This is a genomic window from Christensenella timonensis (genome assembly GCF_900087015.1).
GTDB classification, from domain to species: domain Bacteria; phylum Bacillota; class Clostridia; order Christensenellales; family Christensenellaceae; genus Christensenella; species Christensenella timonensis.
Map to the genome: position 1 here is coordinate 1,361,561 of NZ_FLKP01000002.1, position 20,153 is coordinate 1,381,713.

Consider the following 20,153-nt stretch of genomic DNA (forward strand, 5'->3'; position numbering starts at 1 on the left):
AAGGGGTCAAATGGAATTCAAATCAGGATTTATTGCACTGCTTGGCAGCCCCAATGTCGGAAAGTCGACGCTGCTTAACGCGCTGGTCGGGACGAAGATCGCTATCGTATCCAAAAAACCGCAGACCACGCGCAACCGCATCACCGGCGTTCTGACAAAAGAGGACTACCAAATGATTTTTATGGACACGCCGGGATTGCATACGCCTAAAAACAAGCTGGGCGAATTTATGGTCAAAACGGCGGAACAGGCGGCGCGCGATGTGGACGCGGTGCTTTTTGTAGTGGATGCGAAAGTGGGTGCGCGGGAACGCGACATGGAAATACTGGCCAGACTGGCAAAGCAAAAGGATGTCCCGCTGGTCATTGCCATCAACAAGATCGACGCAGTGGATGAGGAACGTGTGGCAGAGGTGGAGGATTCCTTACAGCCCTTTGGAAAAAAGATGATCCGTATTTCTGCGGCGCAGGGGATCGGCCTTCCTGCACTGATCGAGGAATTGAAGGGATACCTGGTGGAGGGGCCGATGTACTATCCGGCGGATATGGTCTCCGACCAGCCGGAACGGGTGATCGCCGGGGAGCTGATCCGCGAGAAGGCGTTAAAAAGTATTGGCAAGGAAATCCCGCACGGGATCGGTGTGGAGATCGAGAAGATGCAGTATGACGGGGAAAAGGAAATCCTCAATATTGACGCTGTGATCTATTGCGAAAAGGATTCCCATAAGGGGATCATCATCGGCGCGGGCGGCAGGATGCTCAAGAAGATCGCCTCTGCGGCGCGCGAGGATATGCAGATGTTGTTTGATTCCAAAGTGTTCCTGCAGGTTTGGGTCAAGGTAAAGCCGGATTGGCGGAACAAGATTTCCGTGCTGCGTACGCTTGGATACCGGGACGCCTGAATGGAAAAGCATTACTGCATCGTACTGCGCAGTACGGATTATAAGGATTACGACAAGATCCTCACGCTCTTTTCGCGCACCGGCGGAAGGATCAACGCACAGGCGCGTGGGGCACGCAAGATAAAAAGCGAGGTCGCTTCGGCTTCGCAGGTGCTCTCATGCGGGGAATATGAATTTTATAAGAAGGGCGATAAGCTCTTTTTGACCAATGCGCTTTTGCGTCAGGAATTTTTCCGCGTGCAAAACGATTACGATGCCTATTCCGCGGCATGCGTGATGTTGGAGCTGGCGGATAAGCTTTTGCAGCACACGACCGAATATGAAGATTTGTTCCTGACGTTGATCTATGCGCTGTATGCGATGGAAACAGCGCAGCTCCTGCCTATGCAGTCGCTGGCGTATTTTTTTGCCCGCATTACCTCGCTGATGGGAATTTTCCCGTCCATAGGGGAATGCGCGACGTGCGGCGGGGAAGCGGCAAGCGATCCGGCATGCTTTTCCCTTGCGGAGGGCGGGGAAGTGTGCGCGTCGTGTGCGCCTCATGTCAGGACGATAAAGGTCCCGCGCAGCGTGCTGCAAAATATGTGTGTTTTGAGCGGTTTAAAACCAAAACAGGTATCGGAAGCACAGACAAAAGGGGAGGATGCCAAAGGGATCGTCTTATTGTTGTCAAAATATCTGGATTCCATGATGGAAATCCACCTGAAAACAATGAAGTTTTTGAATGAAAATTCTTTGTAAAGTTGTTGTTTTATGAAAGGCGTTCATGTATAATATACGTTGGATTCTATTAAACGGCTACTCTATTTTGCGTAAAGTTTTTAAATAATATTATTATCCAGGAGGAGTTTTAAGAATGGCTAACAAGTATGTATACCTTTTCAAAGAAGGTGACGCGTCCATGAGAAACCTTTTGGGCGGCAAAGGCGCGAACTTGGCGGAAATGACCAAGCTGGGCCTGCCGGTTCCACAAGGTTTTATTGTTTCTACGGAAGCTTGCACGAAGTACTACGAAGACGGCAAAGTGATTGCTGACGAAGTGGTGAACCAGATCTACGATGCAATGGCGAAAACGGAAGAAGTGACCGGAAAGAAATTCGGCGATCCCGAAAACCCGTTCCTCGTATCTGTCCGCAGCGGCGCGCGCGCTTCCATGCCCGGCATGATGGACACGATCCTGAACCTCGGTCTCAATGATATCGCGGTGGAAGGCGTGGCGAAGAAGTCCGGCAATCCTCGTTTTGCGTACGACAGCTACAGGAGATTCATCCAGATGTTCTCCGACGTTGTTATGTGTATCGATAAAGAAAAATTCGAGCACGAGCTGCAGGCAATGAAAGACGCTAAAGGCGTGAAACTCGATACGGAGCTTGATGCTGACGATCTGAAAGAGCTCGTAGCAAAATACAAAGCGATCTATAAGCAGGAAATGGGCAAAGATTTCCCGCAGGATGCAAAAGAACAGCTTTTAGAGTCCGTTACGGCAGTGTTCCGTTCGTGGGACAACCCGAGGGCGATCGTATATCGCCGCATGAACGATATCCCGGCCAGCTGGGGTACGGCGGTAAACGTGCAGGCAATGGTATTCGGCAACATGGGCGACGATTGCGGTACGGGCGTTGCGTTTACGAGAAACCCCTCCACAGGCGAAAAGAAACTGTATGGCGAATACCTGATGAATGCACAGGGCGAAGACGTTGTTGCAGGGATCAGGACGCCGCAGCCGATTTCCCATCTGGCTGACCAGATGCCGGAAGTTTATGAGCAGTTCGCGAAAATCGCGCAGTCTTTGGAAGACCATTACAAAGATATGCAGGATATGGAATTCACGATCGAGGGCGGCAAGCTCTACATGCTGCAGACAAGAAACGGTAAGAGAACGGCTCCGGCGGCCCTTAAGATCGCCGTTGACCTGGTGGATGAAGGCAAGCTGACGAAAGAAGAAGCGATCCTCAAGGTTGAGCCGAAGCAGCTCGATTCGCTGCTGCACCCAATGTTCAACGCAGACGCCCTTAAGAAAGCAAAACCGATCGCAAAGGGCCTTCCGGCATCCCCGGGCGCCGCTTGCGGTAAACTTTACTTCACGGCTGACGATGCTACGGCTGCTGCTGCGAAGGGCGAAAAGGTCGTCCTTGCAAGACAGGAAACTTCCCCGGAAGATATCGAAGGCATGTATGCTTCCGAAGGCATCCTGACAGCCCGCGGCGGTATGACATCCCACGCAGCTGTTGTTGCCCGCGGTATGGGTACATGCTGTGTAGCAGGCTGCGGCGAATTGAAGATCGCAGAATGTGCTAAAACGATGACGACAGCGGATGGTACCGTCTACAAAGAAGGGGACTATATCTCCCTGGACGGCTCTACAGGTAACGTATATGGCGAAGCGATCGAAACACAGGAAGCTCAGGTAACGGGCGATTTTGCTACCGTTATGGGTTGGGCAGATTCGATCAGGAGACTGAAAGTCAGAACGAATGCAGATACGCCGCACGATGCGGAGCAGGCGATCGAGTTCGGTGCGGAAGGTATCGGCCTGTGCCGTACGGAGCACATGTTCTTCGCGGAAGACAGGATCGCTGCCATGCGTGAAATGATCGTTTCCAAGACGGTCGAACAGAGGGAAAAAGCTCTCAGCAAGCTTCTGCCGATGCAGAAGGAAGACTTCAAGGGCATCTATAAGGCAATGAAGGGCAATCCGGTTACGATCCGCTTCCTGGATCCGCCGCTGCATGAATTCCTGCCCACGGCTGCTGACGACATCGCGGCCCTTGCAAAAGAGATGAATATGAGCGTTGACGACCTGCAGGGCATCATCGACAGCCTGCACGAGTTCAACCCGATGCTGGGACACCGTGGCTGCCGTCTGGCGGTTACATTCCCGGAAATCGCTGTGATGCAGACAAGGGCGGTCATGGAAGCTGCGATCGAAACGATCAATGAAACCGGCTATGACATCGTTCCGGAAATCATGATCCCGCTCGTCGGCGACGTGAAGGAACTGAAGTATGTCAAAGACTTTGTCGTTGAAACAGCTGAAAAGGTTATGGAAGAAAAAGGCAAGAAGATCGACTATAAGGTCGGTACGATGATCGAAGTGCCGAGAGCTGCTGTAACGGCTGATGAGATCGCGAAGGAAGCGGAGTTCTTCTCGTTTGGCACGAATGACCTGACGCAGATGACGTTTGGCTTCAGCCGTGACGACGCCGGCAAGTTCCTTGACGATTATTATACGAAGAAAATCTACGAATCCGATCCGTTTGCCAAACTGGATCAGGACGGCGTAGGTAAGCTCGTGAAGATGGCTGTTGAACTGGGCCGGAAGACAAGACCCGATATCAAACTTGGGATCTGCGGTGAGCACGGCGGAGACCCGTCCACTGTTGAATTCTGCGACAGCTTAGGCCTCAACTATGTGTCCTGCTCGCCGTTCCGCGTACCGATCGCGAGACTGGCTGCGGCACACGCGGTTGTAAAGTCCAAATAAATTAAAGTAACATCATCAAAAGACGCGTTATGCAAATAACGCGTCTTTTTGCGTGCGTTTTACTGCAGGCACAGAAGTCAGGCGGAATGCGTTTGAAATGAAGAACAATATAAGGTATAATTTAGAACATAATGCAGAATAAAGGAGCAGAAGGTAAGTTGGAAAAAGTAGTTATGCCCATGGTGGCGTTAAGGGGATTGGTCATTTTCCCGTATATGGTACTGCACTTTGACGTAGGCAGGGAGGCTTCTGTCGCGGCGGTGGAAGAGTGTGTCGTACAGGGGCGGGATATTTTCCTGGTGACACAGAAGGATATGAAAATTGAATCGCCTGAAATAACGGACGTACATGAGATCGGTACGATCGCCAAGGTGAAACAGGTATTGAAGCTTCCTGGGGATACGCTGCGCGTGCTGGTGGAAGGCGAGCGACGGGCGCGTATCCTTTCATATGCGGAGCGCGAGCCGTACATCCAGGCGGAGGTAGAGCCGATCCCGGATGAGGTGACCACGGATAAGGCACAGGAAGTTTTGAAGGAAGCTTATATGCGCCGCATCACGGATCTGTTTGAGCGGTTTGCGTCTTTGGGGGCACGCGTCCCGGGCGAAACCTTGTTTACGATCAGCGAGATCGAGGAGCCGGGCAAGTTTGCGGACATGATCGCCTCCAATGTGGCAATCAAGCTCGACGATAAGCAGCGCGTGCTTGACTGTATCGACGAGCTCGACCGGCTGCAGCTTGTTGTGAATATCCTGAAAAAGGAAATCGATATTTTGGAGATCGACAAGGAAATCGCCTCCTCCGTCAAGCAGCAGATCGATAAATCCCAGAGGGAGTATTTCCTGCGCGAGCAGATGAAGGTGATCCAGAAGGAACTGGGCGAAACGGAAAACGATGAAGACGAAGTCGAAGAGCTTCGGAAGAAGATTCAGGAGCTGCCTTTAAGCGACGAAGCACGCGCCAAGGCGGAAAAGGAACTGGCGCGTATGGTCAAGATGGCGCCGGGTTCGCCGGAAATCAGCGTTCTTAGAAGCTATATCGACTGGATCGTAAGCCTGCCGTGGGGAAAATATACGGTGGACAACCTGGATCTGCAGAACGCACGCAAGATTTTGGACGAGGATCATTACGGGCTTGACAAGGTCAAGGACAGGATCATCGAGTTCCTTGCGGTGCGCAAATTGAAAAACGACATGCGCGGGCCGATCCTCTGCCTTGCGGGGCCTCCGGGCGTTGGTAAAACATCGATCGCCCATTCGATCGCGCGTGCGCTCGATAAGAAGTTTGTGCGTATGTCCCTGGGAGGCGTGCGCGACGAAGCGGAGATCCGCGGGCACAGGAGGACGTATATTGGCGCGATCCCCGGACGCATCATCTCATCGATTAAGCAGGCGGACAGTATGAATCCGCTTTTCCTGCTGGACGAGATCGACAAGATGTCCAGCGACTTCAGGGGCGATCCGGCATCGGCGATGCTCGAAGTGCTCGACCCGGAGATCAACAATACGTTCCGGGATCATTACCTGGACATCGACTTTGATTTGTCAAAGGTCATGTTCATTACAACAGCCAACGATATCAGCACGATCCCACGGCCGCTGTACGACCGGATGGAGATCATCCAAATCGACAGTTATACGGATGTGGAAAAGCTCAATATTGCCAAAAGGCACCTGATGCCAAAGCAGGCGAAGGCGCATGGTTTAAAGCCGTCGGCAATAAAAGTCTCCGACGCGGCGATCATGGATATCATCCACCTGTACACTGCGGAAAGCGGCGTGCGCAGTTTGGAGCGCGAGCTGGCGGCGATCATGCGCAAGGCAGCCGTCAAGACCGTGGAAACGGGGGCAGCGAAGATATCCGTATCGCAGAAAAACCTGAAGGAGTTTTTGGGGCACCCGAAGCGCAGCGAAAACGATATGATAAAGCAGGACACGGTCGGCGTGGTGACCGGCCTTGCATGGACGGCTGTCGGCGGACAGACGATGCCGGTCGAAGCGTCGGTGATCCCGGGGACGGGGAAGGTGGAGCTCACCGGACAGCTGGGCGATGTAATGAAAGAATCCGCGAAAACGGGGATATCCGTTGTGCGCGCGATGATGAAAAAGCTAAAGCTGCCGCTCGATATCAACGAGAAAACGGATTTGCACATCCATGTGCCTGAGGGAGCGATCCCCAAAGACGGGCCGTCGGCAGGGGTCACAATGGTGACGGCGCTTGTATCCGCGCTCACGAAGCGTCCTGTGCGTCATGATATCGCGATGACGGGCGAGATCACCCTGACGGGGCGGGTACTCAAGATCGGCGGCATCAAGGAAAAGGCGCTTGCCGCTTTGCGGGCGGGAATCCATACGATCATCCTGCCGAAGGATAACCAGGGAGACCTGGAAGAATTGCCGCAATCCGTACGGGACCAGCTATCGTTTGTTTTTGCCACCAAAATAGACGACGTACTCAAGCATGCGATCGTGGCGGAGAAAAAATAGTGGAAATTAAAAAGGCAGCCTTTTATAAAAGTATGAAAAAGAGCGTGGATTATCCGGGAGGGGATCTCCCGGAAATCGCGTTTGCAGGAAAGTCCAATGTGGGGAAGTCCTCCCTGATCAACTATCTTGCCAACAATTCCAAGCTTGCTTACGTCAGCAAACAGCCGGGCAAGACGCGTCTGATCAATTATTTTTTGATCAACGATTCGTTCTATCTGGTAGACTTGCCGGGGTACGGCTTTGCGCGTGTATCGAAAGCGGAGAAGGATTCGTGGGCAGAGATGATGCAGGATTACTTCCGCGTGGCACGGGGGCTGCGTGCCATGGTCATCCTGATCGATATCCGGCATAATCCGACAGGCGACGACGTGCAGATGATCGAATGGGCGGCACACTACGGTATACCGTTTATGGTCGCAGCGACAAAGGCCGATAAGATCGCGAAATCAAAGCGTTTCCATTATGTGGTACAAATGGCGAAATATATCAGCGCTGCGCTCGATATCGATATGGATATCGATATCGTACCGGTAAGCTCGACAGACAAGCGGGGGAAAGAGGAGATCGTTGCGTATATGGAAAAAATGACCGCGGAGGAAACGCGTGCATGAATATTTATGCGATTGGGGATCTGCATTTGTCCAATGCACAGCCGAAGGCGATGGATATCTTTGGGGAGCATTGGATCAATCATTTCGAGAAGATCAGCAGCGATTGGAATGCACGTGTCAAAAAAGGGGACGTAGTGCTGATTCCGGGGGATATCAGCTGGGCGATGAAACTGGAGGACGCGCGGCCGGATTTGGACGCGATCTGCGCATTGCCGGGAACCAAGCTTTTGCTCAAAGGGAACCATGACTATTGGTGGAGCTCTATGACGCAAATAAACGCCCTGTTGACAAACGATACTTACATAGTGCAAAATAACAGCATTGCGATCGGGGATTTCGTGTTCTGCGGCACGCGGGGATGGATGTTCCCGCAGGATAACAGTTTCAGTGAAAACGACCGCAAGATCTATGAACGGGAAAAGATGCGCCTTAGGATGTCCCTTGACAGCGCCAAAAAGGATGAAGGAAAAAGAAAAATCGTCATGATGCACTTTCCGCCTGTTTATGAAACGATACAGGATACGGAATTCAACGCGATCCTGCAGGAATACGGGGTGGAGGAAGTTGTTTTTGGCCACCTGCATGGGGAAATCTTGAAAAATATTTGCCTGACGGATCTTAAAATCGGTTCGGTAAACTATAATTTGACCTCGGCCGATTACCTGCATTTCAAACTAAAACAAATCATTTAGGAGAGCACAAAAAAATACGATAAGAATGCAAAAAAACGCAAAATGAAGATTTTGCGTTTTTTTGTTCGTTTCATTGAAAAATGCTTGCATAATGGGTGGGATAGTGATAAAATTTGATTAAAAGTGGTGAAATGTGGTTAAAAGTGGTGAAAGGAGTTTGCGGCAGGCCATGCTGATTGGAGAATATTCGCACAATTTAGACGCCAAAGGCAGAGTGTTCATGCCCGCGAAATTTCGTGACGACCTGGGCGAAAGCTTTATCGTTACGAAAGGCGTGGGTAAATGCCTGTTTGTATTCTCCAAAAGCGAATGGGAAAATTTTGCCGGAAAGCTGAAAGACCTGCCGGTATCGGATGTTGCCGCACAGAGCTTTACACGTATGCTGTTTGCAAGCGCGTGCGAATGCGAGGGCGACAAACAAGGCAGGATATTGTTGCCGCAGCGCCTGCGCGACCATATTGGGGCCATCAAGGAAACGGTGATCATCGGCGTAATGACAAGGGCGGAAATCTGGTCTAAGGAAGGCTGGGAGGAATACAACGACAGCGCATACAAGGATTATGAAGAGACGCTCGCGAAGCTTGCGGAGCTTGGCATATGATGGCGCAAAGCGGCCACGTGCCCGTCCTGTATGAAGAAACGATCCATGCACTTCGTCTGGAAAGCGGGAAAACGATCGTTGACGGGACGATGGGCGGCGGCGGACATTCGCGGGGGATCCTGGAAAGGATATCGCCGGGAGGAAAGCTGATCGGAATCGACAAGGATACGGCGGCGATCCGGCGTTGCAGGCAGGGGCTGAAAGAGTTTGAAAGCCAAATATTATTCGTCCATGATGATTTTAAAAATATCAGGGAGATCCTTGCGGCAAACGGGATCGGTAAGATAGACGGCGCGGTGCTAGACCTGGGGGTTTCCTCTTACCAGCTCAACGAGGGAGAACGGGGCTTTTCCTACCAACAGGATGCGGCGCTCGATATGAGGATGAACCAAGAAAGCGCCCTGAGCGCAAAGACGGTAGTCAACGAATATCCGCAAAATGAATTAACGCGGATATTGCGCGAATATGGAGAAGAAAGATGGGCGGCGCGTATTGCGAAATTTATTGCAGAAGCGCGGGCCCAAAAAGAGATAGAAACGACGGAGGAACTGACACAGATCATCAAAAATGCGATCCCGGCCGCGGCACGGCGGGAAGGGCCGCATCCGGCAAAACGAACGTTCCAGGCGATACGCATTGAAGTGAACGGCGAGCTTGCGGGCCTTGGGCAGGCGCTGGAAGACTATGTACAGGCGCTTACAAGCGGCGGAAGGCTGGCGGTGATCACCTTCCATTCGTTAGAAGACAGGATCGTCAAGCAGACTTTCAAAAAGCTGTTCGATCCGTGCGAATGTCCGAAAGATTTCCCGGTCTGTGTATGCGGAAAGGCCAGCCAGGTCAAGCTGGTGACCAGGAAACCGATCATTCCGGGCGAAGAAGAACTGGGAAACAACCCAAGAGCGCGCAGTGCAAAGCTGCGCATAGTGGAAAAACGATAGCGGAGAGGATGAATCAATGAACGCGATACCGCAAAAGGCGCATAATTACGAAAGAATACAGATACCGCGCAACAATACGGCAAATATAAACGCACAGCAGCGCATGGGCAGGATCACTGACATGCAGGCTTATAATATGCGCAAAATCGCTATGCAGCGCAAAAAAGCATATGAAGAACGCATGGAATATGAACGTGCACGGCAACAGGAACAGCGCGCAAAAGCGGCACGCAGCGCACAGCAAAGGCGCGAGGTTTACGAAACGCGGGAAACGATCCGCCAGACGGGGGTCAAGAATGTCGTAGGCGGCAGGAAGCTGACGCCGGCATACGAAGTAAGCGCACCCGCGGGAAACTATGGCTATAACGCACCCGTACGTGAACGCAGTATGCGCCAGCAGCCGAGAAACTCTTATGCGCAGCAAAGAGCGGCATATGCTCCGGCGTATGAAAGGTCGTATGAACGGCCCGTATCCCGCCCAATGCAGAGAAGGAAACCGATCCATGGCTTTGACATGGTGGAAGCAACGGATGCGACCGCGTATAATGGAGTAAAGCCAATCGCAGTGGAATATGAAGCGCCCAAGAAAAAAGGAGTCGTTTCCACGATCATCCTGATCGCTGTGGTTTTTGCGGTTTTGGCAGGAATCCTGATCCGCTATTCGCAGATCAGTAATCTGAATTACCAGAACGCACAGCTGGAATCCCGCATTGAATCGCTTTCACAGGATCTAGACAAGGCAAAGATGGAAGTTTCGTTAAAGGAAGACCTGAGCAGTATCCGGCAGCAGGCGGCGGCGATGGGGATGTCTGAACCCAAAGACAACCAGATCGTATTCGTAGAACCGGAAGCACAGGCTGCCGCAGCCGATACGGCGGATACGCAGGATACGGTAACAGCGGAGGGAAGCACGGATCTGTCCCAGCCGGCAGGCGGCAATGATGCTGCAAGTGGATTTTCCGGCTTCATCAATACAATTTTGGATACGATCAAAGGATGGTTCCAGAATTAAACAGGAGTAAACATTGTCGACTTCACGGGTTTTAGTAACCAGGAAAAGGTTGCTGGTCATACTGATCATATTGTCTGTACTCATTATCCTGCTCATGTCACGAGTGGGATATTGGTCTTTATTTAAGGGAGAATGGCTACAGGAAAAAGCGCAGAAACAATGGACGCGCGATGTGGCGGTGGACGCAAAACGAGGATCTATTTTCGACCGCAATATGTATGTGCTTGCACAAAGCGCCGCGGCGGATACAGTCGCGCTGCAGCCGGAGACGATCGACAAAGCCGGCAATGCAGACCAGGTGGCGGACGAGCTTTCCCGTATTTTGGAGATGCCGAGGGAAGACGTGTATGCAAAAGCGACCAATACTGAGAAAAAGGAAATCTGGCTCAAACGGCAAATCACAACGGAGCAATCCGAGGAAATCGCCAACTTGAAATTAAAGGGCGTCAGCCTGATTGGCGATGTGAAGAGGTTTTACCTGAATAAGGATTTTGCATCGCAGGTCATTGGATATACGACGCAGGACGGCGTTGGGCAGACGGGTATCGAGAAGCGTTATAACAGCACGCTGGAAGGCCGCCAGGGCAGGCAGGTCACAGAGACGGCAAAGGACGGAAGCGGCGTGCCCAATGGGCAGGAAATGGTGATCGAGCCGCAGGATGGGCAAAGCGTTGTCCTGACGATCGACGAAATGGCGCAGAGCATTTTGGAGGACGCGTGCAACTCACTGTATGCAGACCATTCGCCGGACAGCGTACAGGGGCTGGTATTGGACGTTACCACAGGTGAAGTGCTGGCGATGGCGAACATTCCGCAATTTGACCTGAATAATCCGCCGCGCGAGGATGCGACGGCACTCGCGTCAATGTCCGTCAATACCATCACTGCGACGCCGTACGAACCCGGAAGCATTTTTGGGGTCTTTACATTGGCGGCCGCAATGAACGAGAATATGGCGGGCGAATACAGTTGCAGCGGTTCCGTAGTCGTGGACGGCGAAAAGATTTCGTGTAGGGCGGTGCATGGGACGCAGAATATGATGCAGGCAGTGGAGGATCACTGCAGCATCGCGGCAGCGCTCCAATCGGATGCACTGGGCAAGGATACGTTATACCAATACCTGAAAGCGTTTGGTTTTGGTGAAAAGACGGGGATCGATTTTTCGACCGATACGCAGGGCGACGTGATGGAGAAAAAATATGCGCGGCAAGCGGACGTTGCGCTGATGGGCGCGGGCGAAAACATGAAGGTCTCGCAGATACAGATGGCGAACGCGCTGGCGTCGATCCTGAACGGGGGGACGCTGTATACGCCGCGGCTGGTATTGGGCCTTGCGGACAGCAATGGAAATATCGTTGAAAAATATGAAGCGGAAGTAAAAGGGCAGACGGTTTCTTCCGAGGTGGCGTCGCAAATCAAGGAGATGATGCTCGACTACATCCAAAGCGGCGATGGCACACAGGCGCAGATCGCAGGATACTCCGTAGGAGGCTTAAGCGGGTCATCGGCATTTTATGATGGCGATACGCCTATGCAGGGGAAGATGGTATCGTCCTTCTTTGCCTTCGCGCCGTCTGAAACTCCCAGGTATCTTGTGATGGTCACTGCAAACGGAATCGCATCAGGGGAAAGCAATGACACGGTTTGCGCGCCGTATGCAAAGAAGGTGCTGGAGGATATCCTGAAAAACAACAATATTGCACCTGACGACGAGGCGGCGCGTAGTGCACAAAAAACCGTTGTGCCAAATGTGGTAGGGATGGAGATGCAGACGGCAAAGGATACGCTTGAAAATGCGGGGCTCACAGTTAAGCTGGACGGAAGCGGTAATGTGCTGAGCCAGATACCTGCGGCGGAAGAGGAAGTCTATGCCGGTTCTACGGTAACGCTCAATATGGAAACAAAATCGGAATCGGCGCCGGTGGCAGAAATGACTACGGTTCCTGATTTTGCGGGCATGAGCATAGCGGATGCACGCGATGCGGCGGTTGCCGCAGGATTAAAATTTGTGGCGCTCGGCGACGGTGTGGCGCAAGGCCAGAAGCCGGCGGCAAACCTGCAAGTGGAAAAAGGTACGACGGTGACAGTACAGTTCAATCTACAAATAGACACGGCACAGTAGCGGGACACAATATTTTGTGGTATAATACTTTTGTTTATGGAGGAGGTCACGAAAAAATGAGACTGTCTGAAATATTTCGCGGTATCAGATGTGACATAAGAAGCGACAAAGATATAGAGATTAAGGACTTAAAGTATGATTCCCGTGATGTGAAGCGTGGCGATCTGTTTTTTTGTATCGCCGGGTTTGCCGAAGACGGACACAAGTATGCGCCGGACGCGGTAAGGAAAGGCGCTGCGGCAATTGCCGTGACGGAATACCAGCCGGAGCTTGCCGTTCCGCAGGTCATCGTGAAGGACGACAGGGCTGCGATGGCCCTTGCCGCCTGTAATTTTTTTGGTAATCCTGCCAAGCGTATGACGATGGTAGGCGTGACGGGAACCAATGGAAAAACGACGACGACATATATGCTGAAATCGATTGCCGAACAGGCCGGGTATAAAGTAGGACTGATCGGCACGATTGTGAACATGATCGGGGACAGGGAAATCCATACCGAACGCACGACACCCGAGTCTGTTGACCTGCAGAGGCTGTTGAAAAAGATGGCGGACCACAAGTGCGAGATGGTAGTGATGGAGGTGTCTTCACATTCCCTGGACTTAAAACGCGTTTATGGCATTGAATTTGATATTGGTATTTTTACCAACCTGACACAGGATCATTTGGATTTTCATAAGACGTGGGACAATTACATCCACGCGAAGAGCCTTTTGTTTGAGCAATCGCAAAAGTCCATTATCAATATCGATGACGACAGTGCGGCCAACATGATGGCTGCGGCAAAGAGCGAGGTCGTCAAATACAGCGTGATGCAGCCGGTACAATATATGGCGAAGGAGATCGAGATCACGCATGAGGGGACGAAATTCACCGTCGATATGGGCGCTAATACCCTGAACATCGAGGTGGCTATCCCCGGCCAATTTACCGTATACAATGCATTGGGGGCAATCGTGGCAGCGCATGCCCTCGGAATCAGTGCGCACTATATCGAGCAGGGCTTAAAGAAGCTACGCCCGGTGGCCGGCCGGTTCCAGCCTTTGGATACACATGGACAGGATTTTGGGATCATACTCGATTATGCACACACGCCCGACAGCCTGAAAAACGCGCTTTCTACCTTGCGAGGGTTTGCGCCAGGCCGCGTTGTGACGATTGTCGGCTGCGGCGGGAACCGCGATACGACAAAACGCCCGATCATGGGAAAAATAGCAGGGGATTACTCTGATTTTACTGTGTTGACATCCGATAACCCGCGCTTTGAAGAACCGTCGGCGATCCTAGACCAGATCGAAGAAGGGATGAAGGAATCGGGCGGGGAATATACGCGCATCGAGGATCGCAGGGAAGCGATCAGGTGGGCGATCAAAAACGCCCGGCCCCAGGATATGATCCTGCTGGCAGGAAAAGGACACGAGGACTACCAGGAGATCAAGGGCGTAAAGCACGACTTTGATGAAAAGGTCGTTGTGGAAGAAATATTGAATGAACTTGGATTTACAAATAAAAAAGACGGAAACGAAGAGGAATAAGGCTTTATGGACTTTATGGTAAACATGTTATTCTCGATCCTGATTGCATTTGGAATAACATTTGTTGCGGCAAAGATCATCATACCGCTCTTAAGGAAAGCGAAAGCGGGACAGCATGTAAGGGATGACGGGCCGCAAACACATCTGGTAAAGGAAGGCACGCCTACGATGGGCGGCATTATTATGTTGATCGGCATCGTGGCGACGAGCTTTATTTTTTCTTCGGGTGATATACGCTATACGGTTTTTGCCGTGGTCACAGTGTTGGCGTTTTCCGTGATCGGATTTTTGGATGACGGTTTAAAGTTATTCAAAAAGCGGTCTTTGGGGTTGCGCGCGTGGCAGAAGATCGTCCTGCAGCTGGTTGCTGCGGCAGTGGTCGCGTGCCTCGCGTATTTCTGGCTGGATATTAAAACGGTGCTGATCCCAATCGCCGGGACGGAATGGCAGCTGGGAGCGGGCTTTATTCCATTTACGATGTTTGTGCTGATCGCGATGGTCAACAGTGTAAACCTGACGGATGGGCTGGACGGCCTCGCAACAGGGATTACGCTGATCAATTCCGCCACGTTTATCCTGATTTTTATTTTCAGTGTGTTGGGTGCGGCGTTGATCAGCCCGGAGATACAAGCGGATATGTCGAACATGACCATGTTTGCGGCAGCTGTGTTGGGGACGTGTATCGCCTTTTTGTGCTTCAATGCCTATCCGGCCAAGGTTTTTATGGGGGATACGGGATCGTTCCTTTTGGGGGCGGCGCTCACGGCGATGGGGATCGCTACGGAGATGCAGCTGTTCCTGCCGATCATGGGCTTCATGTTTGTATTGTCGGCGATCTCGGTGATCATCCAGGTGGGCTCCTTTAAACTGCGCGGAAAGCGGGTGTTCCGGATGGCCCCGCTCCACCATCATTTTGAACTGGCGGGCGTCCCGGAGACAAAAGTAGTCTCGGGGTACATGGCCGCTACGATGCTTTTGAGCGTTGGGGGTTTGTTGTTCTTCTTTGCATGACTTTCGGAGGCAGGAAATGGAATACAAAAATAAGAAAGTTCTCGTTATAGGAATGGCAAAAAGCGGTATTTCGTCCGCTGTATTGCTTTGTAAATTGGGCGCTGATGTGACGATCTACGATGTGAAAAGAAGGTCGGATTTCCCGGCGGAATTATTCGCGGAATTGGATCAGTACCAATATCACGATATGTTGGGCTCTGACCCGACAGAGCAGGTTGCTGATATGGACGTCCTTGTATTGAGCCCCGGCGTACCGCTGGGCTTGCCTTTCATCAGGCGCGCTTATGAGCTGAATAAAAAGGTGATTGCGGAGATCGAGCTGGGATTTGACGTTTCCAAGGCGGACTTTATTGCGATCACGGGGACGAATGGAAAAACGACGACAACGGCATTGACGGGGGAAATTTTTAAGAATGCCGGGATACATACGCATGTGTTGGGCAACATTGGCGTACCGATCACGCAGGAGGCGCTCATCACGCAGCCGGGGGACGTCGTCGTGGCGGAGACGGCTGCCTTGCAGCTCGATACGATCGAGACATACTGTCCTAAGGAAAGCGCGATCTTAAATATCACGGAAGATCATCTTGACCGCTACGGCACGATGGAGAACTACATTGCCGCCAAAGCGAAAATATTCAAGAACCAAAATGCGGAAGATTTTTGCGTACTCAATTATGACAATGAAATCGTAAGGGAGCTGGAAGGAGCGATCAACGCGCAGGTTTTCTGGTTCAGCACGGATCGGATACTGGAAAACGGGGCCTATGTACGCGACGGAAGCATTTGTTTTTCGGTAGATGGGATGGAAAAGATGATCATGCCGGCGAAGGATTTACACATCCCGGGGAAGCATAACCTGGAAAATGCACTTGCGGCGACTGCTCTTGCCTGCCTTTACGGGATACCTACAGAGGTGGTGGCCGATACGCTGCGTACCTTCCCGGGGGTGGAGCACCGCATCGAATTTGTGCGTAAAGTGAACGGCGTATCGTTTATCAACGATTCCAAAGGCACCAACCCGGATGCGACGATCCATGCGATCCATGCGATGACGGAACCGACCGTGCTCATTTTAGGCGGTTATGACAAGAAAAATGATTTTGTTCCCTTATTCATGGAATTTACACCGATGATCAAGGCGGTTTTGGTGCTGGGGGACACGGCGCAGAAGATCATTGACGCCGCGCGCGCCTGCGGGTATGAAAACTATATCAAGGCCAACGGCTTCGAGGACGCGGTGCTCAAAGCATACAGCATCGCAGAGCCCGGCGATAATGTTTTGCTTTCCCCGGCGTGTGCAAGCTGGGATATGTTTGAAAATTTTGAAGAGCGCGGACGTGTGTTCAAGGAAATCGTGAAAGGCTTATAGGATGCGGAAAACGAACCTGCTGCAAAAGGGATCGATAGACTATTCGTTGCTGATCGTGACGCTGATACTGATCGCATATGGTTTGCTGATGGTATTCAGCGCCAGTTATTATATGGCGCAGTCCTCAAAGCTCTACAATTATGATGGCCTGGCACTGTTCAAAAAGCAACTGGTGGGTGCGGCCATCGGCCTTGTGTTCATGGTTTTCTTTATATTTTTTGACTATAAGAAACTGATCAAGCTGAAATATGTGCTGCTGGTTTTGGCGGGACTATGCCTGGTCGCTGTTTTCATCCCGGGGATCGGCGTGAATGTCAACGGCTCATCGCGCTGGATCCAGTTGGGGCCGCTGCCGCAGTTGCAGCCGGCAGAGATCGCTAAGGTAGCCATCATCGTTTTTATCGCTTCGGTGATTTATGTGAACCGCAACCGGATGAACACTTTCCGTTACGGCGTGATACCATCGCTTGTGGCGCTGATACCAATTTGTATCCTGTTGTATTTCCAACCGAATTTTTCGGCGATTATCGTCCTGTGCGCGCTCACTTTTATCATGATCTTTGTGGGAGGCGCAAAGGCATGGCACCTTTTGGCGCTCGGCGGCGTGGGTGTCGTGGGCGGTTTTGCGCTGATGATGATGAAGGATTACCGCGTGGATCGTATCACCACCTTTTTGGATCCGTGGCAGAATGCCACAGAAGGCGGCTATCAGGTCGTGCAGTCGCTTTATGGTATTGGTTCTGGCGGACTGTTTGGGCAGGGGATCGGAAACGGGACGCAAAAGCTCTCGTGGCTTCCATACGGGGAATCGGATTTTATTTTTTCGATCATCGCGGAGGAACTGGGCCTGATCGGCGTGATCGTCCTGCTGGCCCTGTTTATTTTCCTGATTTACCGCGGGATCAAAACGGCGGCGCAGGCGCCGGATCTTTTTGGGACGATGCTTGCCACCGGCGTTACCACGGTGATTGCCTTGCAGGTTATCATCAATGTAGGCGTTGTAACGGCATCGCTTCCGCCTACAGGCGTATCGCTGCCGTTCATCAGTTATGGAAGTTCATCACTCGTTATCTTTATGAGTATGATAGGGATCATGCTCAATGTTTCAAAACAATCGCGACGAATTATGATGGCGAAGAGAACGAAGGAATAGGCAAGGGGGAACAATGAAAAAGCAACACAAACGCAGCGTTGGAAAAACAATTTTAGCGGTTGTTTTAATTATATTACTGCTCGCGGGAGCGGGATATTTTGTTTATGTTTATTTTCAGGTGGAAAATGTTGATGTCAAGGGAAATGCCAGCTATGACGCGAGCTATATCGTGAAGCTGGCCGATGTCCCGCCAAAGACACATATGTTTATGGCCGATACGGAAAAGATCAAGGAAAATATCGAAACGGAACCATATTTGCAGGTGGACGGGATCGCAAAAAGCTATCCCAAAACTTTGGTGATCACTGTGACGGAGCGGGTGCCCAAAGCGCTTATCCTGTATGCGGACAAATACCTGCTCGTGGATGGCTCGGCCAACGTGCTGGAGATATTAGACGCGCCGCCCGAGCAGCAGCAGTATCCTGTCGTAAGCGGGATCACGATCAATTCGGTAAACCTGGGGAAAGCCATCGATACGGAAGATACGTTCAAGATTTCGGTGCTGGCGGATATCCTGGCGGAAATGGAAACCAAAGACCTATATGCGACGATCTCGACCATCGACCTTTCGGATGTTAACAATATCCGCATGCAGTCTTATGATGGGATGATGATTAAATTTGGGCAATCGGACAAGATAGCCGATAAAATGAAATGGATCAAGAAGATGTTGCCCAAGCTGGCGGCAGACGGGAATACGAGCGGCGTTTATGACGTAACGAGCGGGACGAGCGGCACATACCGGATGACGGATGACGCGGCCGCCCAGCAGGCGCCGACCGAGCCGGGGCAGCAAGATGACCCGGGCACGGCAGAGCCGGGAGAAGGCGGGGAGCCGGCCGAACCGGATGAACCTCTGGCGCAGGAATAACCAGTCGCCCTGAAAATTTTTCAAAACACTTTTGGTAATATTTGTGCATAGATTGCGAAAATGCAACGGAAATATGACATATATTGTATAAAAGTGTTTTGTTTTTTTTTCAATTGTGATATGATAATACAAATAGTGCTCTGTGAATAACGAAAAGAACACCGAAGGTTGGTTTTTGAATGAAAGACTTCAAAACAATTATTGAGTTTGGAACTTCTAAAATAGCATGTGCGGTTGCTGAAAAGAAACAGCGTATGGGGCTGGAAGTTTTGGGCTATTCCCAAATTCCCTATGCAGGTATCAAAAAAACGAATTGGGTAGACTCCAAGGAAGTAATAGGTGCTGTGGAGCAGGCGCTGGAATCCTGCGAACGACAGGCTGGTTTCCGTATCAGGAATGCAGACGTCGGGATTCCGGGGTCTTTTATTAAGGTTATGAACCGCAAAGCGCAGGTTCCCGTGAAGGGACGCGTGACAGAGAAGGATATCGATCTTTTGATCGAGCGGGCAAGGAATTTTGATATCATGTCAGACCTGACATTGGTGCACGAATGGCCTGCGTGGTTTTTACTGGATGATAACAACGTCTATTTGGAGCCGTACGATATTCCCACCAAGCGCTTAAGGGGCTGTGCGTCTTTTACGCTTGCCAACAAGTTTTTCTTGAACGACGCAATGGATCTGCTCAACCATCTGGGTGTACGGGTGGACTATTTTATCCCGGAACCGCTCGCGGAAGCGCTGTACCTCCTGCCGGAGGACAAGCGTGATTCCCTTGCAGTTTTGGTCGATATCGGTTATTATAGTACAGATGTATCGCTTGTTTATGGTGACTCCATTTTGTTCTTTGCAACCATCCCGATGGGCGGCGGCCATATCACAAATGATATTGCTTATGTCATGAAGGTGGACAAGGATACGGCGGAGCAGCTAAAAAGGCGCTATACGTTTGGGCTTTCGGACAATAACAGTATTTCGCAGCTGTTTGCCAAGGACGCGGACGGAAAATTGAAAAAGTATCCGTACGATTTGTTAAAGGAGATCATTGATTCGAGGGTGGAGCATCTTTTGCTCACCATCAATAAGATCACCTCACGACTGGAAGGCAGCATCGGCAGGAAAATCGAGGTTTTTATGACAGGCGGCGGGCTGGCCTTTATGAAAGGCTTTGACAGCTTTTACCGCGCGATATCAGGAAGAACGCCAAACCTGATCAAGGTGCCGAATACAAAACTTATGCCGCCGGATATGCATGCGGCATATGCACTATTGCAATATGCGTACGATGGGTATATCCAAAGCAAACCCCCGACCAGAAAGAAAGGCTTTTTCAGTAAGGGGCAGGATGTGCTGTTTGAATAAACT

Annotated in this window: 16 protein-coding genes; all 16 read left to right on the forward strand. The window is 51.3% G+C overall.

Annotated features, from left to right (window positions below):
• Positions 1 to 10 precede the first annotated feature (10 nt).
• Positions 11 to 901 (forward strand): GTPase Era, encoded by an 891-nt coding sequence (era, locus tag BN6471_RS07860; protein ID WP_066647452.1) that lies wholly within the window; start codon positions 11 to 13, stop codon positions 899 to 901.
• Complete coding sequence (gene recO, locus BN6471_RS07865) at positions 902 to 1,642, forward strand: DNA repair protein RecO (protein ID WP_066647463.1); 741 nt, start codon at positions 902 to 904, stop codon at positions 1,640 to 1,642.
• Positions 1,643 to 1,757: 115 nt separating this feature from the next.
• On the forward strand, positions 1,758 to 4,385 hold the full coding sequence (ppdK, locus tag BN6471_RS07870) for a pyruvate, phosphate dikinase (protein ID WP_066647465.1): 2,628 nt from the start codon (positions 1,758 to 1,760) through the stop codon (positions 4,383 to 4,385).
• Positions 4,386 to 4,516: 131 nt separating this feature from the next.
• Positions 4,517 to 6,871: an endopeptidase La gene (gene lon / locus BN6471_RS07875; RefSeq protein WP_066647467.1), complete on the forward strand. Its 2,355-nt coding sequence runs from the start codon at positions 4,517 to 4,519 to the stop codon at positions 6,869 to 6,871.
• Positions 6,871 to 7,482, forward strand: coding sequence for a ribosome biogenesis GTP-binding protein YihA/YsxC (gene yihA / locus BN6471_RS07880; RefSeq protein WP_066647469.1), 612 nt, complete (start codon positions 6,871 to 6,873; stop codon positions 7,480 to 7,482). Before lon ends, yihA begins: the two co-directional genes overlap by 1 nt.
• Positions 7,479 to 8,174, forward strand: coding sequence for a metallophosphoesterase (locus BN6471_RS07885; protein ID WP_066647471.1), 696 nt, complete (start codon positions 7,479 to 7,481; stop codon positions 8,172 to 8,174). The genes yihA and BN6471_RS07885 overlap by 4 nt, the downstream gene beginning before the upstream one ends.
• Before the next feature lie 169 nt (positions 8,175 to 8,343).
• Complete coding sequence (gene mraZ, locus BN6471_RS07890; protein WP_066647473.1) at positions 8,344 to 8,775, forward strand: division/cell wall cluster transcriptional repressor MraZ; 432 nt, start codon at positions 8,344 to 8,346, stop codon at positions 8,773 to 8,775.
• The gene (rsmH, locus tag BN6471_RS07895; RefSeq protein WP_066649951.1) at positions 8,775 to 9,713 is read left to right on the forward strand and encodes a 16S rRNA (cytosine(1402)-N(4))-methyltransferase RsmH; all 939 of its coding nucleotides are present in this window, start codon (positions 8,775 to 8,777) and stop codon (positions 9,711 to 9,713) included. Before mraZ ends, rsmH begins: the two co-directional genes overlap by 1 nt.
• A gap of 16 nt (positions 9,714 to 9,729) precedes the next feature.
• A complete protein-coding gene (locus tag BN6471_RS07900) occupies positions 9,730 to 10,725 on the forward strand; it encodes a hypothetical protein (RefSeq protein ID WP_066647478.1) in 996 nt (331 codons plus the stop codon).
• A 13-nt stretch (positions 10,726 to 10,738) separates the two neighbouring features.
• Positions 10,739 to 12,847 (forward strand): penicillin-binding transpeptidase domain-containing protein, encoded by a 2,109-nt coding sequence (locus BN6471_RS07905; RefSeq protein ID WP_147554006.1) that lies wholly within the window; start codon positions 10,739 to 10,741, stop codon positions 12,845 to 12,847.
• A 56-nt stretch (positions 12,848 to 12,903) separates the two neighbouring features.
• Positions 12,904 to 14,382, forward strand: a complete 1,479-nt coding sequence (locus BN6471_RS07910; RefSeq protein ID WP_066647484.1) for a UDP-N-acetylmuramoyl-L-alanyl-D-glutamate--2,6-diaminopimelate ligase — start codon at positions 12,904 to 12,906, stop codon at positions 14,380 to 14,382.
• 6 nt (positions 14,383 to 14,388) lie between these two features.
• Positions 14,389 to 15,393: a phospho-N-acetylmuramoyl-pentapeptide-transferase gene (gene mraY, locus BN6471_RS07915; RefSeq protein ID WP_082903405.1), complete on the forward strand. Its 1,005-nt coding sequence runs from the start codon at positions 14,389 to 14,391 to the stop codon at positions 15,391 to 15,393.
• A gap of 16 nt (positions 15,394 to 15,409) precedes the next feature.
• A complete protein-coding gene (murD, locus tag BN6471_RS07920) occupies positions 15,410 to 16,765 on the forward strand; it encodes a UDP-N-acetylmuramoyl-L-alanine--D-glutamate ligase (protein ID WP_066647487.1) in 1,356 nt (451 codons plus the stop codon).
• 1 nt (position 16,766) lies between these two features.
• The gene (gene ftsW / locus BN6471_RS07925) at positions 16,767 to 17,918 is read left to right on the forward strand and encodes a putative lipid II flippase FtsW (RefSeq protein ID WP_082903406.1); all 1,152 of its coding nucleotides are present in this window, start codon (positions 16,767 to 16,769) and stop codon (positions 17,916 to 17,918) included.
• Positions 17,919 to 17,931: 13 nt separating this feature from the next.
• A complete protein-coding gene (locus BN6471_RS07930; RefSeq protein WP_066647490.1) occupies positions 17,932 to 18,789 on the forward strand; it encodes a cell division protein FtsQ/DivIB in 858 nt (285 codons plus the stop codon).
• A 179-nt stretch (positions 18,790 to 18,968) separates the two neighbouring features.
• On the forward strand, positions 18,969 to 20,150 hold the full coding sequence (locus BN6471_RS07935) for a cell division protein FtsA (protein ID WP_066647492.1): 1,182 nt from the start codon (positions 18,969 to 18,971) through the stop codon (positions 20,148 to 20,150).
• Positions 20,151 to 20,153 lie beyond the last annotated feature (3 nt).

Coding starts and splice junctions, on each gene's coding strand:
- mraY (WP_082903405.1), top strand. CDS start 14,389: ATGGACTTTATGGTAAACATGTTATTCTCGATCCTGATTGCATTTGGA.
- BN6471_RS07930 (WP_066647490.1), top strand. CDS start 17,932: ATGAAAAAGCAACACAAACGCAGCGTTGGAAAAACAATTTTAGCGGTT.
- recO (WP_066647463.1), top strand. CDS start 902: ATGGAAAAGCATTACTGCATCGTACTGCGCAGTACGGATTATAAGGAT.
- rsmH (WP_066649951.1), top strand. CDS start 8,775: ATGGCGCAAAGCGGCCACGTGCCCGTCCTGTATGAAGAAACGATCCAT.
- ftsW (WP_082903406.1), top strand. CDS start 16,767: ATGCGGAAAACGAACCTGCTGCAAAAGGGATCGATAGACTATTCGTTG.
- lon (WP_066647467.1), top strand. CDS start 4,517: ATGCAGAATAAAGGAGCAGAAGGTAAGTTGGAAAAAGTAGTTATGCCC.
- BN6471_RS07885 (WP_066647471.1), top strand. CDS start 7,479: ATGAATATTTATGCGATTGGGGATCTGCATTTGTCCAATGCACAGCCG.
- BN6471_RS07910 (WP_066647484.1), top strand. CDS start 12,904: ATGAGACTGTCTGAAATATTTCGCGGTATCAGATGTGACATAAGAAGC.
- murD (WP_066647487.1), top strand. CDS start 15,410: ATGGAATACAAAAATAAGAAAGTTCTCGTTATAGGAATGGCAAAAAGC.
- BN6471_RS07935 (WP_066647492.1), top strand. CDS start 18,969: ATGAAAGACTTCAAAACAATTATTGAGTTTGGAACTTCTAAAATAGCA.
- era (WP_066647452.1), top strand. CDS start 11: ATGGAATTCAAATCAGGATTTATTGCACTGCTTGGCAGCCCCAATGTC.
- ppdK (WP_066647465.1), top strand. CDS start 1,758: ATGGCTAACAAGTATGTATACCTTTTCAAAGAAGGTGACGCGTCCATG.
- BN6471_RS07900 (WP_066647478.1), top strand. CDS start 9,730: ATGAACGCGATACCGCAAAAGGCGCATAATTACGAAAGAATACAGATA.
- mraZ (WP_066647473.1), top strand. CDS start 8,344: ATGCTGATTGGAGAATATTCGCACAATTTAGACGCCAAAGGCAGAGTG.